The 22,379-nt window shown below is 69.7% G+C and carries 25 protein-coding genes; 17 read left to right on the top strand and 8 right to left on the bottom strand.

Features of this window, described 5'->3' with window-relative positions:
* The first annotated feature begins 5 nt into the window (after positions 1–5).
* Positions 6–1,337, top strand: a complete 1,332-nt coding sequence (locus tag IO39_RS14140) for a hypothetical protein (RefSeq protein WP_052422868.1) — start codon at positions 6–8, stop codon at positions 1,335–1,337.
* 71 nt (positions 1,338–1,408) lie between these two features.
* Here IO39_RS14140 and IO39_RS14145 read toward each other — a convergent pair whose 3' ends face one another.
* Entirely contained in the window at positions 1,409–2,797 is a 1,389-nt protein-coding gene (locus tag IO39_RS14145) for a hypothetical protein (protein WP_052422869.1), read from the bottom strand.
* Between the two features lie 199 nt (positions 2,798–2,996).
* On the opposite strand from IO39_RS14145, the gene IO39_RS14150 reads away from it, so the two are divergent.
* The 3 genes from IO39_RS14150 (at position 2,997) to IO39_RS54360 (ending at position 5,444) form a co-directional block, all read left to right on the top strand.
* On the top strand, positions 2,997–3,785 hold the full coding sequence (locus tag IO39_RS14150) for an SAM-dependent methyltransferase (RefSeq protein WP_043621678.1): 789 nt from the start codon (positions 2,997–2,999) through the stop codon (positions 3,783–3,785).
* Positions 3,786–4,145: 360 nt separating this feature from the next.
* Positions 4,146–5,054, top strand: coding sequence for an ArsR/SmtB family transcription factor (locus IO39_RS14155; RefSeq protein ID WP_211267006.1), 909 nt, complete (start codon positions 4,146–4,148; stop codon positions 5,052–5,054).
* Positions 5,055–5,294: 240 nt separating this feature from the next.
* On the top strand, positions 5,295–5,444 hold the full coding sequence (locus tag IO39_RS54360) for a hypothetical protein (protein ID WP_439331475.1): 150 nt from the start codon (positions 5,295–5,297) through the stop codon (positions 5,442–5,444).
* A 335-nt stretch (positions 5,445–5,779) separates the two neighbouring features.
* Here IO39_RS54360 and IO39_RS14160 read toward each other — a convergent pair whose 3' ends face one another.
* Together IO39_RS14160 and IO39_RS14165 are read right to left on the bottom strand one after the other, a co-directional pair.
* On the bottom strand, positions 5,780–5,980 hold the full coding sequence (locus IO39_RS14160; protein ID WP_043621680.1) for a DUF397 domain-containing protein: 201 nt from the start codon (positions 5,978–5,980) through the stop codon (positions 5,780–5,782).
* Positions 5,977–6,684, bottom strand: a complete 708-nt coding sequence (locus tag IO39_RS14165; protein ID WP_157548313.1) for a DUF5753 domain-containing protein — start codon at positions 6,682–6,684, stop codon at positions 5,977–5,979. The genes IO39_RS14160 and IO39_RS14165 overlap by 4 nt, the downstream gene beginning before the upstream one ends.
* A gap of 460 nt (positions 6,685–7,144) precedes the next feature.
* On the opposite strand from IO39_RS14165, the gene IO39_RS52570 reads away from it, so the two are divergent.
* The 4 genes from IO39_RS52570 to IO39_RS14175 all read left to right on the top strand — a co-directional run bounded on the left by IO39_RS52570 (position 7,145) and on the right by IO39_RS14175 (position 10,935).
* Positions 7,145–8,119, top strand: coding sequence for a radical SAM protein (locus IO39_RS52570; protein ID WP_157548315.1), 975 nt, complete (start codon positions 7,145–7,147; stop codon positions 8,117–8,119).
* Positions 8,120–8,213: 94 nt separating this feature from the next.
* Positions 8,214–8,981: an aminoglycoside phosphotransferase gene (locus IO39_RS54365; protein WP_157548317.1), complete on the top strand. Its 768-nt coding sequence runs from the start codon at positions 8,214–8,216 to the stop codon at positions 8,979–8,981.
* Positions 8,982–8,983: 2 nt separating this feature from the next.
* Positions 8,984–9,712, top strand: coding sequence for an AAA family ATPase (locus IO39_RS14170; protein ID WP_052422871.1), 729 nt, complete (start codon positions 8,984–8,986; stop codon positions 9,710–9,712).
* A gap of 299 nt (positions 9,713–10,011) precedes the next feature.
* On the top strand, positions 10,012–10,935 hold the full coding sequence (locus tag IO39_RS14175; RefSeq protein ID WP_084772835.1) for an ABC transporter permease: 924 nt from the start codon (positions 10,012–10,014) through the stop codon (positions 10,933–10,935).
* 68 nt (positions 10,936–11,003) lie between these two features.
* Here the strand turns inward: IO39_RS14175 and IO39_RS14180 are convergent, their stop codons facing one another.
* On the bottom strand, positions 11,004–11,225 hold the full coding sequence (locus IO39_RS14180; protein WP_157548321.1) for a hypothetical protein: 222 nt from the start codon (positions 11,223–11,225) through the stop codon (positions 11,004–11,006).
* Positions 11,226–11,653: 428 nt separating this feature from the next.
* Here IO39_RS14180 and IO39_RS14185 point away from each other — a divergent pair, with 428 nt between their 5' ends.
* The 3 genes from IO39_RS14185 to IO39_RS14195 all read left to right on the top strand — a co-directional run bounded on the left by IO39_RS14185 (position 11,654) and on the right by IO39_RS14195 (position 13,819).
* Entirely contained in the window at positions 11,654–12,487 is an 834-nt protein-coding gene (locus tag IO39_RS14185; protein WP_052422872.1) for a helix-turn-helix domain-containing protein, read from the top strand.
* Complete coding sequence (locus IO39_RS14190) at positions 12,472–12,690, top strand: DUF397 domain-containing protein (protein ID WP_043621687.1); 219 nt, start codon at positions 12,472–12,474, stop codon at positions 12,688–12,690. The genes IO39_RS14185 and IO39_RS14190 overlap by 16 nt, the downstream gene beginning before the upstream one ends.
* A gap of 154 nt (positions 12,691–12,844) precedes the next feature.
* Complete coding sequence (locus IO39_RS14195) at positions 12,845–13,819, top strand: DUF418 domain-containing protein (RefSeq protein ID WP_052422873.1); 975 nt, start codon at positions 12,845–12,847, stop codon at positions 13,817–13,819.
* Positions 13,820–13,885: 66 nt separating this feature from the next.
* Here the strand turns inward: IO39_RS14195 and IO39_RS14200 are convergent, their stop codons facing one another.
* The 3 genes from IO39_RS14200 to IO39_RS14210 all read right to left on the bottom strand — a co-directional run bounded on the left by IO39_RS14200 (position 13,886) and on the right by IO39_RS14210 (position 15,828).
* Positions 13,886–14,137 carry a hypothetical protein gene (locus IO39_RS14200; protein WP_043621690.1) on the bottom strand — a complete coding sequence of 84 codons (252 nt, stop codon included), beginning with the start codon at positions 14,135–14,137 and terminating at the stop codon, positions 13,886–13,888.
* 181 nt (positions 14,138–14,318) lie between these two features.
* Positions 14,319–14,528: a hypothetical protein gene (locus IO39_RS14205; RefSeq protein ID WP_043621693.1), complete on the bottom strand. Its 210-nt coding sequence runs from the start codon at positions 14,526–14,528 to the stop codon at positions 14,319–14,321.
* 103 nt (positions 14,529–14,631) lie between these two features.
* A complete protein-coding gene (locus tag IO39_RS14210) occupies positions 14,632–15,828 on the bottom strand; it encodes a cytochrome P450 (RefSeq protein WP_043621696.1) in 1,197 nt (398 codons plus the stop codon).
* Positions 15,829–16,063: 235 nt separating this feature from the next.
* On the opposite strand from IO39_RS14210, the gene IO39_RS14215 reads away from it, so the two are divergent.
* The 6 genes from IO39_RS14215 (at position 16,064) to IO39_RS14235 (ending at position 21,018) form a co-directional block, all read left to right on the top strand.
* Positions 16,064–17,581: an FAD-dependent monooxygenase gene (locus IO39_RS14215; protein ID WP_043621699.1), complete on the top strand. Its 1,518-nt coding sequence runs from the start codon at positions 16,064–16,066 to the stop codon at positions 17,579–17,581.
* 120 nt (positions 17,582–17,701) lie between these two features.
* Entirely contained in the window at positions 17,702–17,878 is a 177-nt protein-coding gene (locus IO39_RS56025) for a hypothetical protein (protein ID WP_169789065.1), read from the top strand.
* 126 nt (positions 17,879–18,004) lie between these two features.
* Entirely contained in the window at positions 18,005–18,556 is a 552-nt protein-coding gene (locus IO39_RS14220) for an RNA polymerase sigma factor (protein WP_043621703.1), read from the top strand.
* Entirely contained in the window at positions 18,553–19,134 is a 582-nt protein-coding gene (locus IO39_RS14225) for a hypothetical protein (protein ID WP_043621707.1), read from the top strand. Before IO39_RS14220 ends, IO39_RS14225 begins: the two co-directional genes overlap by 4 nt.
* Positions 19,135–19,325: 191 nt before the next feature.
* The gene (locus IO39_RS14230) at positions 19,326–19,976 is read left to right on the top strand and encodes a maleylpyruvate isomerase family mycothiol-dependent enzyme (RefSeq protein ID WP_043621710.1); all 651 of its coding nucleotides are present in this window, start codon (positions 19,326–19,328) and stop codon (positions 19,974–19,976) included.
* An 88-nt stretch (positions 19,977–20,064) separates the two neighbouring features.
* On the top strand, positions 20,065–21,018 hold the full coding sequence (locus IO39_RS14235; protein WP_043621713.1) for an NAD-dependent epimerase/dehydratase family protein: 954 nt from the start codon (positions 20,065–20,067) through the stop codon (positions 21,016–21,018).
* A gap of 76 nt (positions 21,019–21,094) precedes the next feature.
* On the opposite strand, the gene IO39_RS14240 is transcribed toward IO39_RS14235, so the two are convergent.
* Positions 21,095–22,378 (bottom strand): ABC transporter substrate-binding protein, encoded by a 1,284-nt coding sequence (locus tag IO39_RS14240; protein WP_043621716.1) that lies wholly within the window; start codon positions 22,376–22,378, stop codon positions 21,095–21,097.
* Position 22,379 lies beyond the last annotated feature (1 nt).

Consider the following 22,379-nt stretch of genomic DNA (forward strand, 5'->3'; position numbering starts at 1 on the left):
CCAGCATGGCGCAGGAACCCAGAATCGACGTCGAGACCAGGGCCGAGGGCATTCAGGCCAGCCTGACCGCCGAGCAGATCGACCGGGTCGCGGAGGCGCTCGGGCAGCAGGGGGTCTGGTTCGCCGCCCCGCCGCGGCGCGTGGGCGAGGCCCGCCGGCCCGACCAGGTCTGGAACCTGGTGGGCGACCGCCCCCACCAGGGCGAGACGGCCACCGGCCGGGCGGCGGTGCACCTGGCCGACGGGCACGACGCGCTGACCAGGCCGCTGATCCTGGCCGACGGCTTCAACTACGGCCCGAGCGACCTGGACGAGCTGTGGCGGCACTTCAACCAGCCCTACCAGAAGGGCGCGCCCGGCTTCCTCGACCAGCTTAGGACGATGGGCATCGACGTGGTGCTGCTGGGCTTCGACCAGCGGCAGGCCGCCATCCAGGCCAACGCCGCCGTGGCGGTCACCTGCGTGCTGCGCACGATCGAGGAGCGCCGGGGCGACGACCAGCTCGTCGTCGGCGGGGCCAGCATGGGCGGGATCGTCACCCGTTACGCCCTGGCCCGCATGGAGAGCGAGCGCGTCGACCACCAGACGGAGAAGTACTTCTCCTACGACAGCCCGCACCTCGGAGCCTGGATCCCGCTGGTGCTCCAGCAGCTCGCGTACCTGCACGAGTCCCTGTCGCCGCGCACCGACGGCCCCGGGCAGGCCGAGCTGATCCGCAGCCCGGCCGCGCAGCAGCTCCTGTGGGGCTGGGTGGAGAGCGCGGACTACTCGGGCCCGGTCACCGACAACCCGCTGCGCCGGGAGTTCCTGGAGGATCTGCGCAGGGTGGGCTGGTTCCCGATGCGCCCGTACAAGCTGGGCCTGGCCAACGGCACCGGCAACGGCGTGGGCCTCGACCTGCCGCCCGGCACGCCGGTCATCGACCTGCAGCACGAGGTGCTGCAGGTCGTCGCCCGGGTCCAGCCCGACCTGGGCGAGCTGCAGAACGTCGGCGTCGTGCGCTTCGGCGCCCCGGTGTGGACGAGCGCCACCTCCCACGTGGCCGCGTTCGACGGCGCGCCCGGCGGCACGCTGGACTCCTGGGGCAGGCTCGCCGACGCGGCCGGGCTGCCGATCCAGGACCGGTTCAGGAGCAGCTCCTTCGTCCCGTCGGTCAGCGCCATCGCCCTGGCCAGGGACCCGTTCGAGTGGCAGTCCGACCTGCACCTCGACCTGAGCGACCTGCCGAAGGACGAGACGTTCCTCGACGCGTTCTGCTGCGACGCCGTCAACACCGCGCACTCCTCGGTGTCCCGGCCGCTGATCGAGTGGTTCCTGGAGCAGCTCGCCGGCTGGTGATCCGGACAGGAAAGTGCCGGCCGCGCTGGTCGCGGGCCGGCACTTTCACGTACGAGCGAGCGCCTTCGAGGTCAGTGCGCGCCCCGGTGCACGCACAGGAGCTGGTCGTGGGTGGCGTTCTTGTCGCGGTAGGCGATGATCGCGGGAGCCTCGGCGCTGTAGTGGCGCGGCAGCCGCTGGTCGGCGGTCCAGCCGGAGCCGTTGAAGCTGCTCCACCACAGGCTCTGGTCGCTCGCGCCGCGGTGCACGCAGTAGAGCCGGTCCTTGTAGACGGTCAGCGCGGGGCCCTCGGTGGCGTGGTGGGCGGGCAGCTTCTGGTCCGGGCTCCACTTCGAGCCGTCCCAGCGGGTCCACCACAGCGCGGTGTCGCCGCCGACGCCGCGGTGCACGCAGTAGAGGTGGCCGCGGTAGACGGCCAGCGCCGGGGCCGCGTCGGTGGCGTGCTGCGGCAGCCGCTCGTCCGGGCTCCAGTTCGAGCCGTCCCAGCGGGCCCACCACAGCGCGGTGTCGCCGCCCGCGCCGCGGTGCACGCAGTAGAGCTGCCCGTCGTACGCGGCCAGCGCCGGAGCGGCGTCGGTGGCGTGCTGCGGCAGCCGCTCGTCCGAGCTCCAGTTCGAGCCGTCCCAGCGCGTCCACCACAGCGCCGCGTCGCCCTCCGCGCCGCGGTGCACGCAGTAGAGCTGCCCGTCGTACGCGGTGAGCGCGGGCCCGGTCGCGCTGTAGTGACCGGGGAAGCCCTGGTCCTCGCTCCACCCCTCTTCCGCGTCGTAGACCGCCCACCACAGGCCGACGTCGCCGCCGGCGCCCCGGTGGGCGAGGTAGAGCCGGTCCTGGAACTCGGCCAGCGCCGGGTTCGCCACGCTGAAGTGGTCGATGAAGCGCTGGTCCTGGCTCCAGCCCTCGCCCGGCTCGTGGACCGTCCAGTACAGGCTCGTGTCGCCGCCGCTCTCGCGGGCCGGGACGAGCATGCCGGGCGCGGTCCAGGGCGAGGCCAGCTTGACCCCGTACGGGCGGGCGATCGAGGCGATCCAGTCCGACTTGGCGCGTACGGCGCGCTCGACGATCGGCCCCAGCCAGGCCCCGAGCACGGCGCCCGTGGTCTCGCCGATGAGCTGCGGGATCTCGGCGGCCAGCAGCGCGGCCGACTCGTTGAGGTGGACCTCGTAGCCCCACCACCTGGCCACCGGCCAGACCTCGGCGCCCATGGTGCGCAGCTCGCGCTGGAAGCCGCGGAAGCGCTCCTGGTCCTTGGTGGTGAGCTCGGCGATCTGCCGCTCGCTCTCCTGCCTGGCCTCGATCGCCTCGCGGCCCGGAGCGTCGTCCAGCAGCTCGGTCTCGACGGCCGCGTCCACGACGGCCGAGGCCACGGGGTCGTCCTGGGCGGCGTGCAGCAGCGCCGCCTCTTCCCCGAGCGCCGTGTCGTCGGTCCTCGTCTTGTCGGCCCGGATATCGTCAGTCATTTCCAGCCCCCTGGAGTGATAGATGCGCGAACTTCGCCATCGTAACCAGGAGTAGTGATTCGATTACTCTAGGGCTGTATCGTTCCTAGTAAAGACCATCTGGCACAACGTGTCGGTATCCCCCACTCCCCGCCCCTGGACGATCTTCGCCGGGTACGCTCCCTGACATCACCCCCTCTATCCCGGGAAGGCGCCCCTGATGACCGATCGCCCGCTCGACATCGACACCGGCATCCCCAGCCCCGCCCGCATCTACGACCTGTGGCTGGGTGGCAAGGACAACTACGAGATCGACCGGGTCGTGAGCGAGCAGATCCTCGCCGCCGTGCCCGAGCTGCCGGTGCTCGCGCGGACGAACAGGGAGTTCCTCGGCCGCGCGGTGCGGCACATGGCCGGGGAGGCCGGCATCCGCCAGTTCCTCGACATCGGCACCGGCATCCCCACCGCGAACAACACCCACCAGGTCGCCCAGTCGGTGGCGCCCGAGAGCCGCGTCGTCTACGTGGACAACGACCCGATGGTCCTGGCGCACGCGCGGGCCCTGCTGCGCGGCTCGGAGGAGGGCTCGACCGCGTTCCTGGACGCCGACCTGCGCGAGCCCGACAAGATCCTGGCCGCCGCCGGCGAGCACCTCGCCTTCGACCGGCCGATCGGCCTCACCCTCCTCGGCGTCGTCGACTTCCTGCCCGACACCGGCGAGGCCCGCGAGATCATCCGGCGCCTGATGGCGGCCATGGCCCCCGGCAGCCACCTCGCCATCTCCCACGGGCTGGTGGGCAAGCAGCTCGAAGAGGGGGTGCGGCACTGGAACGAGAGCGGCGGCAGCCCGATGACGCTCCGCACCCTGGAGGAGGTCACCGGCTTCTTCGACGGCCTGGAGCTGCTGGAGCCGGGCGTGGTCCCGCTGCCGCGCTGGCGCCCCGTGCCCGAGACGCTGTATGCCGACCACGAGGCGGTGTACTACGCGGGCGTCGGCCGCAAGCCCTGACGGGCCGGCGGCGCCCGCCCGTACGCGCACCCCATCCGTCACCACCGTGACCAGGACGGTGGTGACGGCCCCCGTAGGGGTGGGCGTGCGGGATCAGCAGTTGCGGATGGACCAGACCGGCGTCCAGTCGTATTCGTGCACCGCCGAATAGTCGGGCTGAAAGGAATGCAGCCACGTCAAAAGACTGGACGGGGCGGCGGCGCCAGGGCATCGTGTTTCGGGGTGCGCCGAAACACGGAGGCTGGCGCCGCGAGCACCAGCATTGCGGGGGGCGACGCTCTGGTGACTTTACGCATTCATTTTTCGGGGGACGACCTGGCCCGGGTCCGGGTGGCTCCGGGCCCCGACATTCTGTGGGAGGTGCTGCTCAGCGTTCATCTGCTGGGCCGGCGTGAGGGCGTCGCGGTGTTCGACGGGTGGCGGCGCCGGGCGCGGCGGGCGCTCAGCCCGGAGCTGCGGACGTTGTTCGCGCTCGCTCCGCCGTGGGGCTACTCGGCGGACTTCCTGACGCCGCCGGAGGCGCCCGACGACATCGACGCCGCCGTGGAGGCGGTGCTCGCCACGCCACGGGCCCGGCTGCGCCACGACATCGACCAGCTGGCCGGCCCTCCCCGGGCGGACCTGGCCGACCTGCGCCGCGGCCGCCCGGCGGCGCTGCGGCAGCTCGGCGCGAGCCTGAAGGGCTATCACCGCCGCGCCGTCGCCCCGTACTGGGACGCCATCGACGCCGAGGTGCGGGCGGAGCGCGCCCGGCTGGCGCGGGAGTTCCTCAAGGGCGGGACCGAGGCCGTGCTGACGGCGCTGCGGCCGTTCGCGATCTGGCAGCCGCCGGTGCTGCGCCTGCCTCGCCACCCCGCCGAGCGGGACGTGCACCTCGGCGGCCGCGGCCTGATCCTGACGCCGTCCTTCTTCTGCTGGCGCGCGCCGACCACGCTGAAGGAGCACGACGACCCGCAGGTGCTGGTCTACCCGATCGAGCACGATCCGGCGTGGCCGGCCGACGACCCGGCGGAGGCGGCGCGCTCGCTGGGCAGGCTGCTGGGCAGCACCCGGGCCAGCGTGCTGGAGGCCGTGGCGGAGACGCCGGCCACGACCACCGACATCGCCCGGCGTGCCGACATCTCCCTGGCCTCCGCCAGCGAGCACGCCAGGGCGCTCAAGGACGCCGGGCTGCTCACCGCCAGCCGGCAGGGGAACCGGGTCTACCACGTCCTGACCAAGCTGGGCGCACGCCTGCTCCACGGCCCCGCCGCCGACCGCGCGGGGTAGCGCGACCGGGGGGAAGCGGGGCCGGGGGAAGCGCGCCCGGGAAAGGCGGGCATCCGGGGAAGGCGGGCATCCGGGGAAGCGCGCGCCCGGGGAAGGTGAGCGTCCGCCGTGATCCGGGCCGCTAGATCCGATCTAGCGGGTGATCTAGCGCCTCCTGGGCGAAAGGGGGCGATGGCCCCTCCTGGCTCTCACTCCGCGCTCTCGCGCGAGCTTCCATGACTCCCACTGAAGGACGGAACCATGCCAGATCTGGCGATACAGACCAGCGGCCTGGTCAAGGTCTTCGGCGACACGCGCGCCGTGGACGGCCTCGACCTCGCCGTGCCCGCCGGCGCCGTGTACGGGGTCCTCGGGCCCAACGGCGCGGGCAAGCCGAAGACAGGATTGTGACACTTTAGTTACGTTGAGTACGGCTACCCGCTCAGCGTGGCTCGCTGGCTCTGTATGGCAAGTTCACTCGGCATAGAGGAGGCAGCGACGCTTGGGCCGCTCCTCCCCCTGCTCCCGCTAGATGCCGCCTCCGGGACTGTCAGGCGGGTTCTGTCAAGGATGGCTTCGCGTGTACGTGCCCCGGTGACCTTCCGCCTCACGTCGTTGTCCAACGTGCGCAGCCATCCTTGACAGGTTCCGCCTGCCCCGGAAAATCAGGCATCGGGTGCAGGGGATACGGCGAGAACCTGGCCACGGCTGGCGATCAGCCTGACTTGGCCGGCCGCAACCCCGCCCTAGGGCCGGAACTCACCCGCGATCACTCCCCGGGTGAAGGCGTCCCACTCGCTCGGGGTGAAGACGAGGCAGGGGCCGTTGCGGTCCTTGCTGTCACGCACGACGACCACTCCGGGGAGATTGGTCGCCACTTCAACGCAGTTGTTGCCGCTACCGCTGAAGCTACTCTTGTGGAACTCGGCCTGCGAGAGATCGATCATGAGATGTAGTCGTCCTTGATTTCCGTGATCAGCCGAATCGAATCCTCTGGGGACAGGGCAGCCGTGGTGATCTGCTCCAAAATCACCCTACAGCGCTCGATTTGATCACTACTCTCCACGTAGACATCGCCGCCCACTCCTTCCACATAGACGACGTCTGGATCTACATCGTCAGCGAAACTCAGGAGGGTGAAGGCCCCCTCCAGCCCGGCATGGTGACCGGCGCTGAATGGAAGCACCCTGATAGAGATGTTCGGTCGCCTGGCGGAGATCAGCAAAGCCCCGAGCTGCTCAAGCATGACCTCCCGACCACCGATAGGACGGCGGAGGACCCCCTCGTCGATGATCGCGTCAAGTTGCGGCGCGTCTGGACGACTCAACAGAGTCCGGCGAGCCATTCGGGCCATGACACGGCGCTGCACTTCTTCTTGAGTGCGATGTTGAGCGATGACCGTGCGCGCGTAGTCCTCGGTCTGGAGAAGTCCGGGAATGAGCTGGACCTCCCACTGCCAGATCAAGGACGCGTCGTCTTCCAGGCCGATGTAAGAACCTGTGAACACGTCAGAGTAGGCGGTCCACCATCCACGCTGGCGGGCTTCGCTCGCCAACTGGACCAAACGGGCCCTGTCACTTGAGTTCATCCCGTACAGATCGCAGGCCGCCATCACATCGGCACGGCTGGGGGCGTGCGCCGGTTCGGTCAACAGTCCGCAGTCTGGGCCCATGTGCCAGTGACGATGGATGTCGGAGAGCTGGGCATGGGGCGCGATCAAGCGGACGCGAAGTGATCTACCGCCCCAATCGGGGCGGTTACGAGCTGGGGTGAAGTCCGAGCAGCTACTGCCTGAGCTGCTTGTGGGGAAGCTTCACCCCGGATGGCGGCAACGCGGTGATGCTCCTCTGGGAGGGGGTTGAGCGCCCGCGTTGCCGCCCTTGAGCCCTCACGAGATGGAGGTGATCGAAAACAGTTGTTGCGACAGTCCGAGCATTGCAGCCAAAACAACAAAGAAGCCGGTCTATGTCCACACGCCAACAAGTAGGGCCGAGAGGTCATGAATCGCCATGGCCCACAAAACCACAGCAATGACCAATTAGGGGTGAATGACTTAAACGAGCGCAAATATATGCAGCCCCGGCGGGCTGATAGAACACCAAGGAGGTACTGTGCAGCAACACGATCTTCTCAACTTCGTATGGTGGGAGATCACAGGTAAGTGCCAGCTTTCCTGCGATCACTGCTACGCGTCCTCAGGCCCTGACGGGACGCAGGGAACGATGACCGTCGCCGACTGGCAGCGCGCCATCACTCAAAGCCGGGACGTCGGCGCGACACTGGGACAATTCATTGGGGGCGAGCCCACGCTGCACCCGGCGTTGCCCCGCCTCGTGCGGCACGCGCTCGACACCGGGATGGAGGTCGAGATCTATACGAACCTCGTCCATGTCACATCGGCGCTGTGGGAGACGTTCAGCCTGCCGGGCGTGCGACTCGCAACATCCTACTATTCCGATCACTCGGACGAACATGAGGCGGTCACCAAGCGTCCCACACTCAGGGTCACCACGAAGAACATCGTCCGCGCTCGTGAGATGGGCATCCCGCTTCGGGCGGGCGTCATCGGGGTTCTCGACCAGCAGCGCGCTACCCAGGCCCTAGCGGTTCTGGAAGAGCTAGGCGTTCAGGAGATCGGCTACGACGACCTTCGAGAAGTCGGTCGTGGCGTGCGGGAACAAGGCCCCAGCGTGGCCCAACTGTGCGGCCACTGCGGGGACCGGCAGGTCGCCATCTCCCCCACGGGGGATGTCTGGCCGTGCGTGTTCTCCCGCTGGCTGCCTGCCGGTAACGTTCGACGAACATCACTGTTCGGTATCCTCGCCGGAGAGAAGTTCACACAGATCACAAACGAGCTGCAAGCGGAGTTCAGGCTACGTCAGCGCGGGGCGTGCAAGCCCAACCAGCCATGTAGGCCCGATCCGTGCAGCCCGGACTGTAGCCCTTCCTGCGCGCCGCAGCGCAACTGCCGTCCCGCGAACAACTGCCAACCGAACTACGTGTGCGGCCCGTGCGCACCCAAGGATCAGAACTGCAATCCGGTAAGAAACTGCCAGCCGAACAAGTGCCGCCCTACGGGTAAGTAAGGGAAACGACATGGCCAGCCGACACCGTCATCCCGAGTCCGGACAACGCGCGTTCCTTCGACGCATCCTTGCTGAAGGAGCGGATCGACTAGGCGTGTCCTTGATCGGGGAAGCGGTGTTCGGCTGGCATGACCGCACAATCGGGTCGGCTTCCGCCACCGAGCGGTGCCGGTTCTGGCTTCGCGCAACTGCCGAACAACGGGACTGGGCGCACGGCGAAGCATGGACCGGAAATCGTGATGCTGCGACCATCAAAGGTGTCCCAAAGCCTGAACTAATTGCTCGCACCGATTGGGATGAGCCTCCCGTATCTATATACGCGGAACTGCTGACTTATATCTCTGATGCGCCTTGTTCCAGCTCTCCCGAACTGACCGAACCCTTGACATTGGCCTCTTCCTGGTGGGTGGGCCTACGTGCTGCGATGGATGTGCTTGCCGAGCATCCCACCGCGCGAGGTGAGCATGATCCGTGGGCGCTGGTCCGGAGGGTCGAAGTCTTCTATGGCCAGCCGCTCAATATGCCGAAGGCCCCGGCCCTGCGTACCGAACACACCGATCTACACTGGTCCAACTTGACCTGTCCGCGCCTGTGGCTGCTGGATTGGGAACACTGGGGCATGGCCCCTGCCGGATACGGTGCGGCTGTCCTCTACCTGCACAGTTTCATGGTCCCTGATACGGCCGCCCATGTGCGTACAGTATTCGCTGATGTTCTCGACACGCCTACTGGTCGTCTTGCGCAGCTCTCTGCGGCGGCACATATCCTCGATCGTGCCGACCGGAGCGATGACTACGCGACTCTTGCCGATCCAGTACGCGCCCACGCTGCCCGGCTGCTTCAGCTCGCAGGAAGACATTAGCCATGCTGCTTACTCATCTGAACGCCCGTCAGCTTCCCGCAGGCTGGCCCGCTGCCCTGGCCCCCGTTCGCCAGTTGGCGGAGCAACGTCTTGAGCTGACTGCTCCTGTCGCCTTCTTCGTTGGAGAGAACGGCTCGGGCAAGTCCACCATCATGGAGGCGATTGCGGATGTGTCCGGAATCAACTCTGCTGGCGGCAAGGCCGGTACCAAATATGCCAGTGCCGGGCCCACGACCGCGCTTGGGGAGGTTCTTGATGCCGAACTCACCACGACAGGCTTGCGCCTCCTACATGGCCCTCGCCTTAAGCGGCGCGCGTTCTTCTTCCGTGCCGAAACCCTGTTCAACCTCGGGCAGAACGTGTCGGGCAGGTATGGATTCTGGGAAGAAGATCTGACGGAGCAGTCCCACGGCGAGGGGTTCTTCACGGTTCTTGAGCGCATGGTGCACGGGCCTGGGCTCTACCTGATGGACGAACCCGAGGCAGCGCTGTCGTTTCTGTCGTGCGTGCGCCTGGTCGGCATGATGAAACGCGTTGCAGACGAGGGTGGGCAGATCATCTGTGCCACCCACTCACCGATCCTCGCTAGCCTGCCGGGCGCACAGATAGTCGAACTCGGCGAACATGGAATGCGCACGACCAAGTGGGAGGATCTCCAATTGGTTGATCACTGGAGACGCTTCCTCTCCAAGCCGGACTTCTATCTGCGATACGCCTTGGACAACGAATGAGGCGAAGCAGGCAGTCTGTACTGCGGGAGTGGAGAGGCCGGCGGAATGGCCGTAGGCCACCCGTAGGGCGAGCGCGAGCGAGTTCCGCCGGCGTCTCCACGGCCTGTTGGTGATCAACGAATGCCATAGCGGCGTCCTCGTGATCACCTCGGCAAAGAGCTAGGTGTGTCCCTCGGCAGTTGCGTTGCCGAGGGACACCCCCTTTTCGGTGCCCGTGTTGCGTTCTCCCTCGGCCAGCCCAGCCTGGACGAGGTCTTCCTCGCCCTCACCGACCGCCCCGCCCTTGAGGAGACCGCAGCATGAGCGCCCCCACGACGAACACCACGACCGGCACCGGCGCCGGCGCCACGACCGGCACCACGACCGGCTACACCGCCGACACCGCCACCGGCACCGCCACCGACACCGCCTACGCCCCCTCCGCCGGCGCCCTGGCCGCCGTCCTGGCGCCGACCGCCCGGCCCCCGCGCCCCAGCGCCTGGTCGGCGTCGGTGACGTTCGGCTGGCGGGCCATGTTGAAGATCAAGCACGTCCCGGAGCAGCTCTTCGACGTGACGGCGTTCCCGCTGATGATGACGCTGCTGTTCACGTACCTGTTCGGCGGGGCGCTGGCCGGCTCGCCCACCGAGTACCTGCAGTTCCTGCTGCCGGGCGTCATGGTGACGAGCGTCGTGATGATCACCATGTACACCGGCGCGGAGGTCAACAAGGACATCGGGAAGGGCGTCTTCGACCGGTTCCGCACCCTGCCCATCTGGCGTCCGTCCACCATGGTCGGCTACCTGCTCGGCGACGTCCTGCGCTACCTCATGGCCTCGACCGTCATCCTGCTGGTCGGCCTGGCGCTCGGGTTCCGCCCGCCGGGCGGGTTCGCGGGGTCGGTGGCCGGGATCGGGCTGCTGCTGGTGTTCTCGTTCGCGTTCTCGTGGGTGTGGACGATGTTCGGCCTGCTGATGCGCAGCGAGAAGTCGGTGATGGGGGTCAGCATGCTGGTGCTGTTCCCGCTGACCTTCCTGAGCAACGTCTACGTGGACCCCGCGACGATGCCCAGCTGGCTCCAGGTCTTCGTCAACGCCAACCCCATCTCCCACCTGGTGACCTCGGTGCGCTCCCTGATGGCCGGCGCCCCCGACCTGGGCGAGATCACCTGGGTCCTGGTGTCGTCGGCCCTCTTCGTCACGGTGTTCGGCACGCTGACCATGCGTTTCTACAACCGCAAGTAGGTGAGGCCGGGCGGGGGATCCACGCCCCCCGCCTCACGCCCCCCACGATGCCGCCTCACGATGCCGCCTCACGATGCCTGCCTGCGCCCGAACGACCGCTCCTGCCCGCGCATCTCCTGCTCCAGATGCTCGTACAGCTCGGCAAGATCGGCGCCACAACGCACGTTGCTCAGCCCGCTCCGCCCGGACACCGGCTCCGTGCGATAGGCGATGTAACCACCCCCGGCACCGTCCAGGATCACCCAGCCCGGGAATCTCCTGGTCATCGCCACGGCGCTTTCACCGGTCACGTGCATCGCCTCCCGAGGGTGTCGTTCTTGACGGAGGAGCGGTGGGACGGCGCAGGCCGGGCGCGGCGGCGCCACTTCGGCAGGAACGCCCGGCCTGCGCCACAGGTGCGTGCGGCGGGGAAGCCGTCACCGGGCCGCACGCACGCCACGTGGCGCGCAACGCGATACGCGCGCTCTGGCCTTCAGCCGGGTGCACGCCACGACCAGTCGACGAGGACGCGAGGAGATGATCTGGCGCGAAGCCATCACACAGAACCTCCAGCCGTTTCGTAGCACCGCGATTTCACTCGGCCACTTCCATAAGCCAGCGTGTCAGCGGCGGAGTAGCTACGGTGTATCTCGCAGATACTTGTGTCACACAGACGAAACCGGAAGTCTGTGTGATTGATGCGTGTGATAGCCGTGGCACAGACTCTGGAAGGGCACCGATGCCAGGCCCCAAGCCGCTCAATCCCGACGACGGCGCCGCCGCCCGCTTCGGTTACGAACTACGCAGAGCGCGGGAGGCCGCCGGGCTCACGCAAGCACAGCTGGGCCAGCGAACCGGTTACCACGCCAACGCGATAGGCATGTGCGAGCGCGCCGAACGCTCCCCCAGAGCCGCGTTCGCGCAGGCCGCAGAGGATGCCCTGGGACTTGAACGGGGCGAGCTGGCTCAGCACCTGCCCATCGGCAGGCGGGAGACGATCTTCAAGACCCTCGTTCCGTGGCTGGAGATCGAGGCCGACGCGCGGGAGCTGTGGGCATGGGCGCCCACTATCGTGCCCGGCCTGCTCCAGCACCAGGACTACGCCCGGGCCATCCTGGAGGGGAAGCCGGGCATCACCGTCGACGAGCTGAATGCTGGCGTCAAAGATCGGATGGCGCGGAAGAAGGTCTTCGACAGAGCGGATCCTCCTCTCCTGTACGCCGTGCTGGACGAGTCGATCCTGTATCGTCCGATCGGGAGCGAAAGCGTCACCCGTGACCAACTGAACTACCTGCTCGATGTGGCCCAACCCCCCGCCGTCACGATTCAGATCCTTCCCTTCAGCGCTCGTGTCACCGCCGGCCTTCTGGGCGGGTTTCTGATCGCGCACATGTCAGCCGGCCCTGCCGCCGCCTTCGTGGACAGTCCGGTCAGCGGGAAGGTGTGGGACGGCGAGGCGGACATGGAGGTTCTCATCCGCCGATACCAGACCTGCCGCTCCGAGGCGCTCCCCCAAAGCCTGTCGCTCCGCAAGATCGAAGAAAGGTTGGACCAGGAATGGAACTGGAGCTGAGCCAGGACCTCGCCGGTGCCGCCTGGCGCAAGTCGTCGTTCTCCGGCGACAACGGAGATTGCCTGGAAATCGCGCCACTGCCCGGCGGTCGCGTGGGCATCCGGGACACCGAAGACCCCGGTAACCCTCCCTTCGTGGTGACCGCCGACGTGTTCAGGGCATTCACCGATGGGGTCAAAGCCGGAGAGTTCGACTTCCAGTAAGCAGCAGGCGGGTGCGGCCTTCTCACCGATGCCGGCACGGTTCACGCGCCGGACCGGCCCGGGGGCGTACCGGCCGAAAGCAGGGAGTCGGGCGGTCTCGGACGGCACTTTCGACCGATGTCGCCGTGGGGTGCGGCCCGAAGAATGGGGCCCCATGTCTGAGAGAAGGCGGCGCATCGGCGCGCTCGACGTGATCCGCGGGTTCGCGCTCTGCGGGATCCTGCTGGCCAACGTCGGGCCGATTTCCAACATCAACGGCAAGGTCGTGCCTGCCGGGACGGGCGGCTGGACGGGGTACCTCGTCGACCATCGGTTCTTCCCCGTCTTCGCCGTGCTGTTCGGCGTGGGGTTCGCGCTGCTGCTGGAGTCGGCCGGGGGACGCACGGCCCGGCCGCGGCTGCTCCTGGTGCGCAGGCTGCTCGTGCTGCTCGCGGTCGGCCTGCTGCACATGTTCCTGATCTGGCCCGGTGACGTGCTCGCCATCTACGCGCTCTCCGGGCTGGTGTTCCTGCTGCCGTCGACCTGGCTGCCACGCTGGGCGGTCGCGGTGCTCGCCGTGGTGATCCTCGTGGCTTCCCTGTTCGTCACCGACGGCTACCTGCTCGCCCCCGGCCTGCTCCTGGTGGGCGCGGCTCTGGTCAGGTACGGCGTGATCGACCGCATCGAGAGCTCCGCGAAGGGACCGGCCATCGCCGGGGCGCTGCTCGCCACGGCCGCGGCGCCGGCGCTGGCGCTGCAGATCGCCCTGCAGGCCAGCGGTCCCGCCGGCCGCGCCACCGGCGTCGCGATGGCGGTCGCCGGCATGCTGATCGGCGGGGTGTACGTGTGTGTGCTGCTGCTCCTGCTCAGGACGCCGCTGCGGGCCGCGCTGCACGCGATCTTCGCGCCGCTGGGCAGGATGGCGCTGACGAACTACCTCACCGCCTCGGTGCTCGTGCTGGCCGTGGCTCACCTGCACGGTCACCCGCAGGACTGGACCCAGCCCGCGATCCTGGCGGTCGTGGCCGGGGTCCTCGCCGCGCAGTGGCTGTTCTCCACGCTGTGGCTGCGCCGTCATCGGTTCGGCCCGCTGGAGTGGTTGTGGCGCTGGGCCACGTGGGGCCGCCGCCCGGCCCTCCGGCGCGCTTAGTGGGGCGACCGCAGACCTCGGCCCGGGGCCCTGCCCGGGTGGCGGCCGGTCGCCCCACCGGCGGTCTCAGTTCACGTACGCCCACAGGTCGTAGGTGTAGTAGCCCGGGTACGTCTGCGGGTAGTGGGTGCTGCACCACCAGGTCTGCCAGCGACCGGTCTGCACGCCCGACTGGCCGAAGGAGATGCAGACGTCGTAGGGCAGGTTGCTGTAGACCATTTGGAGCGTGGGGGACGCGTGGGCCGGCGCGGTCGTGACCAGGGCGGGCGCCAGGGCGGTGACCGCGAGCAGCACCAGGGCGGTGATTCGGCGACGCACCGGTTTCTCCCTTCGTGAAGGCCCTCGGGGCAGCCCTCGCGCGGAGGGCCGGAGGGCGTGAGGAGCGATCACCGTGCATTGGACGACGGCGACCGGCGGCATCGCAAGATCTGCCCGCGCCGGCCTCCGGCGACCAGGGTTTACGTCCCGGTGGCGATGAAAGCTTCATGGCTCGTGGCGTTCAGAGGCGCCAGGGGGTCTCCTCCTGGGGCCGGTAGCGGCAGGTGGAGCCGGTCGAGACGGACGCGCGCAGGTGGGCGGCCAGTTCGGGGTGGGCGTGGTCGAGCTTGCGCAGCGTGTCGCGGATCCGCGCCGTGACCGTCTTGCGGGCCCGCTCCGCCTCGTCGCCCAGCCGCCGCGTACGCCCGCCCGGTCGAGCCCGGCTGGGCATGACGCTTGCACGGTATCCGCCCGGCCCGACAATTCCCAGCCCGCCGGCCCTCGAACCGACCGGAACGACCGGCCCGCGGGCCGGCCGGGGGCCGCCGGAGCGGTTACCAGGTCAGTTCGAGGGAGCTGAGGCCGTACACGATGGAGGACGAGCGGAACTGCGGGGGCGTGTCCGTCACCCGCAGGTCCGGGAAGCGGCGCAGCAGCGCGGGGAAGGCGATGCGCATCTCCATGCGGGCCAGCGGCGCGCCCAGGCAGTGGTGGATGCCGTGGCCGAAGGCGAGGTGGCCGGGGGCGCCGCGGGTGAGGTCGAAGGCGTCGGCGTCCGGGAGCAGCGAGGGGTCGCGGTTGGCGGCGGGCAGGGAGCAGATCACCAGCTCGCCCGCCTTGATCTCCTTGCCGCCGATCTCGACGTCCGTCGTGGCGATCTTGGTGGTGCCCGAGTTGACGATGCTGAGCCAGCGCAGCAGCTCCTCCACCGTGGCGTCGATCCGCTCCGGCTCCTTGCGCAGCAGGGCGAGCTGCTCGGGGTGGCGCAGCAGGGCGAGCGTGCCCAGGGAGAGCATGTTGGAGGTGGTCTCGTGCCCGGCGAACAGCAGCAGCCCGCCGATCCCGACCAGCTCGTCGGTGGACAGGTCGTCGCCGTGCTCGCGGACGAGCATGCCGAGCAGCTCCTCGCCCGGGTCGGCCTGGATGCGGGTGACCAGGCTCTCCATGTACGCGCGCTGCTCGAACTGGATCATCATGCGTTCCTGGCCGGGCACCGTCATGTCGAGCATCCTGGCGGTGCGCTGCTGGAAGCCCTCGCGGTCCTCGTACGGGACTCCGAGCAGCTCGCAGATCACCAGCGACGGGATCGGCAGCGCGAACGCCGGCACCAGGTCGGCGGGTGCGCCGGCCGCCTCCATGGCGTCGAGGTGCTCCTCGACGATGCGCTTGATGCGCGGCTCCATCCGGTTGATCCGGCGGATGGTGAACTCCGGCGTCAGCATCCGGCGCAGCCGCGTGTGCTCGGGCGGGTCGGCGCCGAGCAGGTTGCCCGCCCGTACCTTGGCCTTCTGCTCCTCGGTCATCTCCGGCGCGCCGGGCAGCCGGGCGATCATCTGCGGCGCGACCTTGAAGCGCTCCGCGTCGCCCAGCACCGCCCGCACGTCCGCGTGATGGGTCACGAGCCAGGCGTCCTGCCCGAACGCCGTGGCCATCCTCGTGACCCGCTCCTCATCCCGCGCGGCCGCCAGCTCCGGCGCCGGATGGAACTCCACCCGCCGCATATGCAGCGGCATCGCCGAGGTCTCGTTCATGCCATCCCTGCCCTGGGTGATCCCGGTTTTGTGGGTTGCACGCTACTGATCGGGGACCCGGTGCACTAGTTGCGATCTTCAATTGTTGCGAGCTCGTACCACAGCCATGGCCGCTTCGCGATCACGGCGGCCGGGCGCGGGCGGCGGCGGTGTGCTCGATCGTCCGGGCGGCGTCTTGACGGGGGCAGACGGCCTGAGGAGTATGCCTGCATTGATCTTGATGAATAGGACACATATGGACGAGGTAAGGCAAGTCCCCGACTCCGTGCCCGTACTGATCGCCGGAGGCGGACCGGTCGGCCTGGCGACCGCCGTGGAGCTGGCCCATCACGGCGTGCGCTGCCTGGTGGTCGAGCCGCGTGAGTCCGTGTCGTGGCTGCGCCCGCGCGCGAAGACCACCTCGGCCCGCACGATGGAGCTGCTGCGCAGGTGGGGGCTGGCGCGGACGTTACGGTCGCGGGCGCCGCTGAAGGTGTCGTGGTCGGACGAGGCCGTGTTCGTCACCATCCTGCTCGGCCGGGAGATCGCCAGGATCGGCGGCTGCTTCGGCCTCGACCTGACCGGCTCCGACCTGGCCGCCGAACCCGGCCAGCAGGCGCCCCAGCCGCTGGTGGAGGAGGTGCTGCGCGAGGCGGTCGGCGACGCGCTGCTGACCGGCCACCAGGTGAACGACCTGCGGCAGGACGCCGACGGCGTCACCGTCCGGATCGCCTCGGCCTCGGGCGAGGAGCACGAGGTCCGCGCCCGGTACGTCGTCGGCTGCGACGGCTCCCGCAGCGTGACCAGGGCCGCCATCGGCGCCCGCTACGAGGGCCGCCGGGACGAGCGGCCCAACTTCAACGTCGTCTTCCGCGCCCCCGGCCTGGCCGAGCGCATGCCGCACGGCGCCGCCGTGCACTACTGGGTGCTCAACCCGGCCCAGCCCGGCATCGTCGGCCGCCTGGACCTGGAGGACACCTGGTGGTGCATCGCGCAGGGCGTGCCCGCGCGCGACGCCGACCCCTTCACCCTCATCCGCAACCTGATCGGCGCCGACCTCGACGTGGAGGTCCTGGCCACCGACCCGTGGACGGCGCGGATGCTGCTGGCCGACCGGTACGCGAGCGGGCGCGTGTTCCTGGCCGGCGACGCCGCCCACCAGAACCCGCCCTACGGCGGCCACGGCTTCAACACCGGGATCGGGGACGCGGTCAACCTCGGCTGGAAGCTGGCCGCCGTGCTGAAGGGATGGGCTCCGGCGGAGCTGCTGGCCACGTACGAGAGCGAGCGCCGGCCCATCGCCGCGGACACCATCGAGGCGGCCGCCGCGAACATGGCCACCCTCGCGCCCGAGCTGGCCGACCCGGCGCTGATGGGCACTGAGGAGGAGTTCGAGAAGGCGCGGCCCGCCGTGGCCGAGGCGGTGCGGCGGACCAAGGACAGCGAGTTCCACAGCCTGGACCTGGTGCTGGGCTACACCTACGACGGCTCCCCCGTCGTCGCCCCGGGCACCGGCGAGCGGCTGCCGCACCGGTGGCTCTCGCCCGGCGAGTCCCTCTACGACCGGCTCGGCCCCGCCTTCAGCCTCGTCGGCGACCAGAGCCTGCCCGGGGCCGCGACGCTGGTGGCCGAGGCGCGCGAGCTGGGCGTGCCCCTGCAGATCGTCGACCTGCCCGGCGAGCCCCTGACTCTCGTCCGCCCCGACCAGCACGTGGCCTGGCGCGGCGACACCCCCTCGAAAGCCCTCCACACGGCCCTCGGCCTCGCTCTGTGAGCAACCGGCCACCGGCTCCTGGGTCCCGACATTAAGATGCGCGGAATCCAGGAGATCGGGGGTCGGTGTCCCATGCACGAACGCCGTCTTTGCCACCGCGGCTGGAATCCGGCGGATCCGGTGGCCGACCGGAACCAGGAGGCGGTGGCGCGCCGGTCGAGGCGCCGGCTGCTCGGCGCCGAGCTGACGCGCCACCAGGAGGAGCGGGGAGAGTTCACCGACGAGGAGCTGACCGAGGCCCGCACCCGGATCTTCGGAGAGGCGGAGCCCGGCAGCTCGGCGGGCACGGCCGGATGATCAGCGCCGGCGCCGTCGTCGCCGGCTGCTTTCGTGTCGTGGTGGTAAGCGGCTGACCTGGTGTTTGTAAGCCTTCGCCCGGTTCTCACCAAGAAGGGGTGTAGATCGACGAAGGGAGCAAGGCCGGTGCGTCTCAAACGGGGGAAGCTCGCCACCGACCCCGTGGCGTTCGAAGCCTTCTACCGCAGGCACATCGACGCCGTCACGCGGTTCCTGGCCCGCCGGGTCGACGACCCGCACACGGTCGCGGACCTGGCGGCGGACGTGTTCCTCGCGGTGTTCGACTCGGCGCACACGTACCGGCCGGGCAAGGGGAGCGAGATCGCGTGGTTGTACGGGGTCGCGCGCAACACGCTGTCCGCCGAGCGGCGGCGGGCGCTGCGGGAGTCCCAGCTCACGCACCGCGTGAGCGGGCGGCGCCCGCTCGACGGCGACGACGTGTCCCGGCTGGAAGAGCAGATAGACGCGGAACGGCCCGCCAGGGCGGCCTTCGAGGCCATGGCCGGACTGCCCGACGGCGAGCGCGCCGTCCTGGAACTGGTGGTTCTGGAGCAGCTCACGCCGTCTGAGGCGGCGGGAGCGCTGGGCATCCGGCCGGGGACCGCCATGGTGCGGCTGCACCGCGCCCGCAAGGCACTTCGCAACCTGCCCTTCATCATGGAAGGAACCCCACGATGAGATTCGAGGAGCAGTTGCTGATGGACCTCAAAGCCGAGATGGCCGCGCAGAACGAGCGCCGCCGCAAGATCGGCCGCCGCCTGATCGCGGGGGCGTCGGTGGCCGGGCTGGCCGCGGCGGCGGCCGTGGCGCTGCCGCTGCTGACCGGCTCCGAGCCGGCGGCGTACGCGGTGAGCAAGAACACCGACGGCACGATCAAGGTGCAGGTGAAGGAGTTCCGGGACGCCGACAGGCTGCAGCGGGACCTCAAGAAGCTGGGCGTCACCGCCGACGTCACGTACCTCAAGCCCGCCTACATGTGCGAGTCCGACCGGGGCAGGCTCGTCGGCGGCAAGTACGACACGCCGGAGGAATGGCGGAAGTCCGTCCACTACAAGGTCGCCAGGCCGGCGACCAAGGGCTTCGTCATCGACCCCGGCCAGGCCAAGGCCGGCCAGACCGTGGTGCTGGAGTACGCCGAGCCGGAGGGCGGCGGGCCGGGCTCGCAGCTCCGCGCCCTGGTCGTCGAGGGGCCGGTCAAGCCGTGCGTGCAGGTGAAGAACCCCTTCTGGAACGACCTGAAGGGCTCCGGAGGGTGACCGCCGGGCCGGCGGCCGATCACTGACCGTCCGGCCCGCAGCGCCGGACGGCCGCCTGAACACGGACGGCCCGGCCGCCGGGACACGGACGGCCCGGCCACCGGAACACGAAACGGCCCGGGCCGGCCCGCCGATAGTTTCACCGGCGGGCCGGGTCTCTCCTTCCGAACCACGAAGGAGAGACTTCCGGCATGACGCAGAACCCCGGGGGCGCCCGCCGCTCCCCCGAGCACTGGACGCTGATCCACGCAGAACGGGCCGCCCTGGCCGACGACCTCGCCGGCCTGACGGAGGAGCGGTGGGCGACGCCGTCGCTGTGCGCCGGCCTGACGGTGCACGAGGTGCTCGCCCACCTCACGGCGGGGGCGAGCCTCACCCCGCTGCGCTGGCTGGCCGGGGTGATCCACTGCCGCTTCGACTTCGACAAGCAGGTGGCCATGCGCCTGGCCGAGCAGCTCGGCGGGTCGGGCGCGGAGACGCTGGACCGGTTCAGGAACGTGGTGACCAGCACGACCTCGCCGCCCCTCCCGGCGGTGGCGATGCTCGGGGAGACGATCGTGCACGGCGAGGACATCCGGCGGCCCCTGGGCATCCACCGCGACCATCCGATCGCCACGGTCACCCGGGTGGCCGAGTACTACCAGGGGTCGGACCTGGTCGTGCAGGCCAAGGGGCGGCTCGGCGGGTTGCGGCTGGTCGCCGACGACGGCCCGTTCGCGTCAGGGTCGGGGGCCCTGGTGTCGGGGCGGACGGTCGCGCTGGTCATGGCCATGACGGGGCGGGGGGCGTACTGCGACGAGCTGAAGGGGGAGGGCGTCGCGCTGCTGCGCGAGCGCTGCTGACGGGCAGCGGCTGGACCCGGCCGGCGGGAGGGCGTCGCGCCGGACGCCCCGGGCCGGCGGGCGGCCTGCGCGGGGTTAAGGTGAGCGCATGCGTGTCGTGGTCATCGGCGGTTCTGGGCATATCGGTACTTACCTCGTTCCGCGTCTCGTCGGCGCCGGTCACGAGGTGATCAACGTCAGCCGGGGGAAGCGGGAGCCCTACCGGCCGCACGGGGCCTGGCAGCGGGTCACCACCGTCGTCGCCGACCGGGAGGCCGAGGAGGCCGAGGGCACGTTCGGACGGCGCGTCGCCGAGCTCGGCGGTGACGTCGTCATCGACCTGATCTGCTTCACGGAGGACAGCGCGCGGGCCCTCGCCGACGCCCTGACCGGGCGGGTGCGGCACTTCCTGCACTGCGGCACGATCTGGGTGCACGGTCCCAGCGCGCAGGTGCCGACCACCGAGGACGCCAGGCGCGAGCCCTTCGGCGAGTACGGCGTCCAGAAGGCCGCCATCGAGGCCCACCTGCTCGACCGGGCCCACCGCGACGGGTTCCCGGTCACGATCATCCACCCCGGGCACATCACCGGGCCCGGCTGGGTGCCGGTCAACCCGGCGGGCAACGTCAATCCGGCCGTGTTCCAGGCGCTGGCCCAGGGGGCCGAGGTGGCGCTGCCCAACCTGGGCATGGAGACCGTCCAGCACGTGCACGCCGACGACGTGGCCCGGCTGTTCATGGACGCGATGGCCGGGCGCTCCGCCGCCCTCGGGGAGAGCTTCCACTCCGTGGCCACCACCGCCCTGACGCTGCGCGGCTACGCCGAGGCGGTGGCGGGCTGGTTCGGCCGGGAGGCGCGGCTGACCTACCTGCCGTGGGAGCGGTGGCGGGAGACGGTGTCGGAGTCCGACGCGCAGGTGACCTACGACCACATCGCGCACAGCCCGCACTGCAGCATGGACAAGGCCGCCCGGCTGCTGGGGCACCGGCCCCGCCACACCTCGCTGGAGGCCGTCTCCGAGGCGGTCGACTGGCTGGTCGGGGCCGGTGCCATCACCCCCTGAGAGCTGGTTGCGGGTCAGCCCGTGGGATGGCCGGTCGGGTGAGGGTCAGCCCGTGGGATGGCCGGTCGGGTGTGGGTCAGCCCGTGAGGGGGCCGAACTCCTTGCGGGTGTCGATCACGTCGCCGAACAGCTCCCACCGCTCCCCCTTGAACGTCATGAGCTGCATCGACTCGATCGGGAACCCGTCGCCCTGCCCGGTGCTCAGCGTCACGCCGGGCAGCAGCATGTCCACCTTGACGTCCTTGAGGTTGCGCACGGAGTCCCGCAGCCCCTCGCGCGTCGGGCACGCGGCCGCCTCCATGGCCTTGTGGAAGCTGCTGGCCACCGCCCATCCGAAGGTGTGGTAGGGCACGTTGACGTCGGCGCCGGGCGCGTACTGCTGCATCTTCTGCTTGTAGAGCGTCATCTCGGCGTCGTTCGCCCAGGTCGGGTCGTTCGGGTCCTTGTAGTACGTGGCCGACACGACGCCCTGCACGTTCTCGAACCCGACCGGTTTGAGCACGGTGATCGAGGCGGCGACGTTGTTGACGATGTGCGTCGGGTTCCACTTGGTGTTCTTGGCGTCGGCCGCCAGCGCCTGGGAGCCGAACTTGGGCGTGGTGACGTTGAGGAACACGTCGGCCTCGGACTCGGCGAGGTTGCGCATCTGCGGGTCCACGCTCGGGTCGGACACCTCGTAGCTCTGCTCGGCCACGACCTTCACCTGCGAGCCCTCCAGGGCCCGCTTGAACCCGCCGAGCAGGTCCTTGCCGAAGTCGTCGTTCTGGTAGAGCACGGCCACCTTGGCGTCGGGCTTCTCCTTCTTCAGGTACGCCGCGTAGACCCGGGCCTCGGAGATGTAGTTGGGCTGCCAGCCGATCGTCCACGGGTGGGCCGTGTCGGTGCCCCACTGGGAGGCGCCGGTGGCCACGAAGACCTGCGGCACCTTGCGCTGGTTGGCGTAGTCCCAGGTCGCCGCCGTGGACGGGGTGCCGAGCGTCTGGAACAGGGCGAAGACCTGCTCCTGCTCGACCAGCCTGCGGGCCTCCTCGACGGCCTTGGGCGGCTGGTAGCCGTCGTCGCGGACGACGAACTCGACCTTGCGCCCGCCGATGCCGTTCTTCTCGGCGTTGACGTAGTCGAAGTAGGCCTTGATGCCCTTGGGGATGTCCCCGTAGGCGGAGGCGGGGCCGGACAGCGGGTAGATGCCGCCCAGCTTGATGCTCGTGTCGGTGATGCCGGTGGTCTGCTGCCCCGCGCACTGGCCGGCGGCGGCGGTGCCGCCCCCGGTGCCGCCGGTGTCGCCTCCGCTGTCGCGCCCTCCACAGGCGGCGACCGCGAGCAGGAGCAGTGCCGTGCAGCCGATCGCAGATACTCGCATC

The sequence above is a fragment of the Nonomuraea candida genome (assembly GCF_000725485.1).
GTDB classification, from domain to species: domain Bacteria; phylum Actinomycetota; class Actinomycetes; order Streptosporangiales; family Streptosporangiaceae; genus Nonomuraea; species Nonomuraea candida.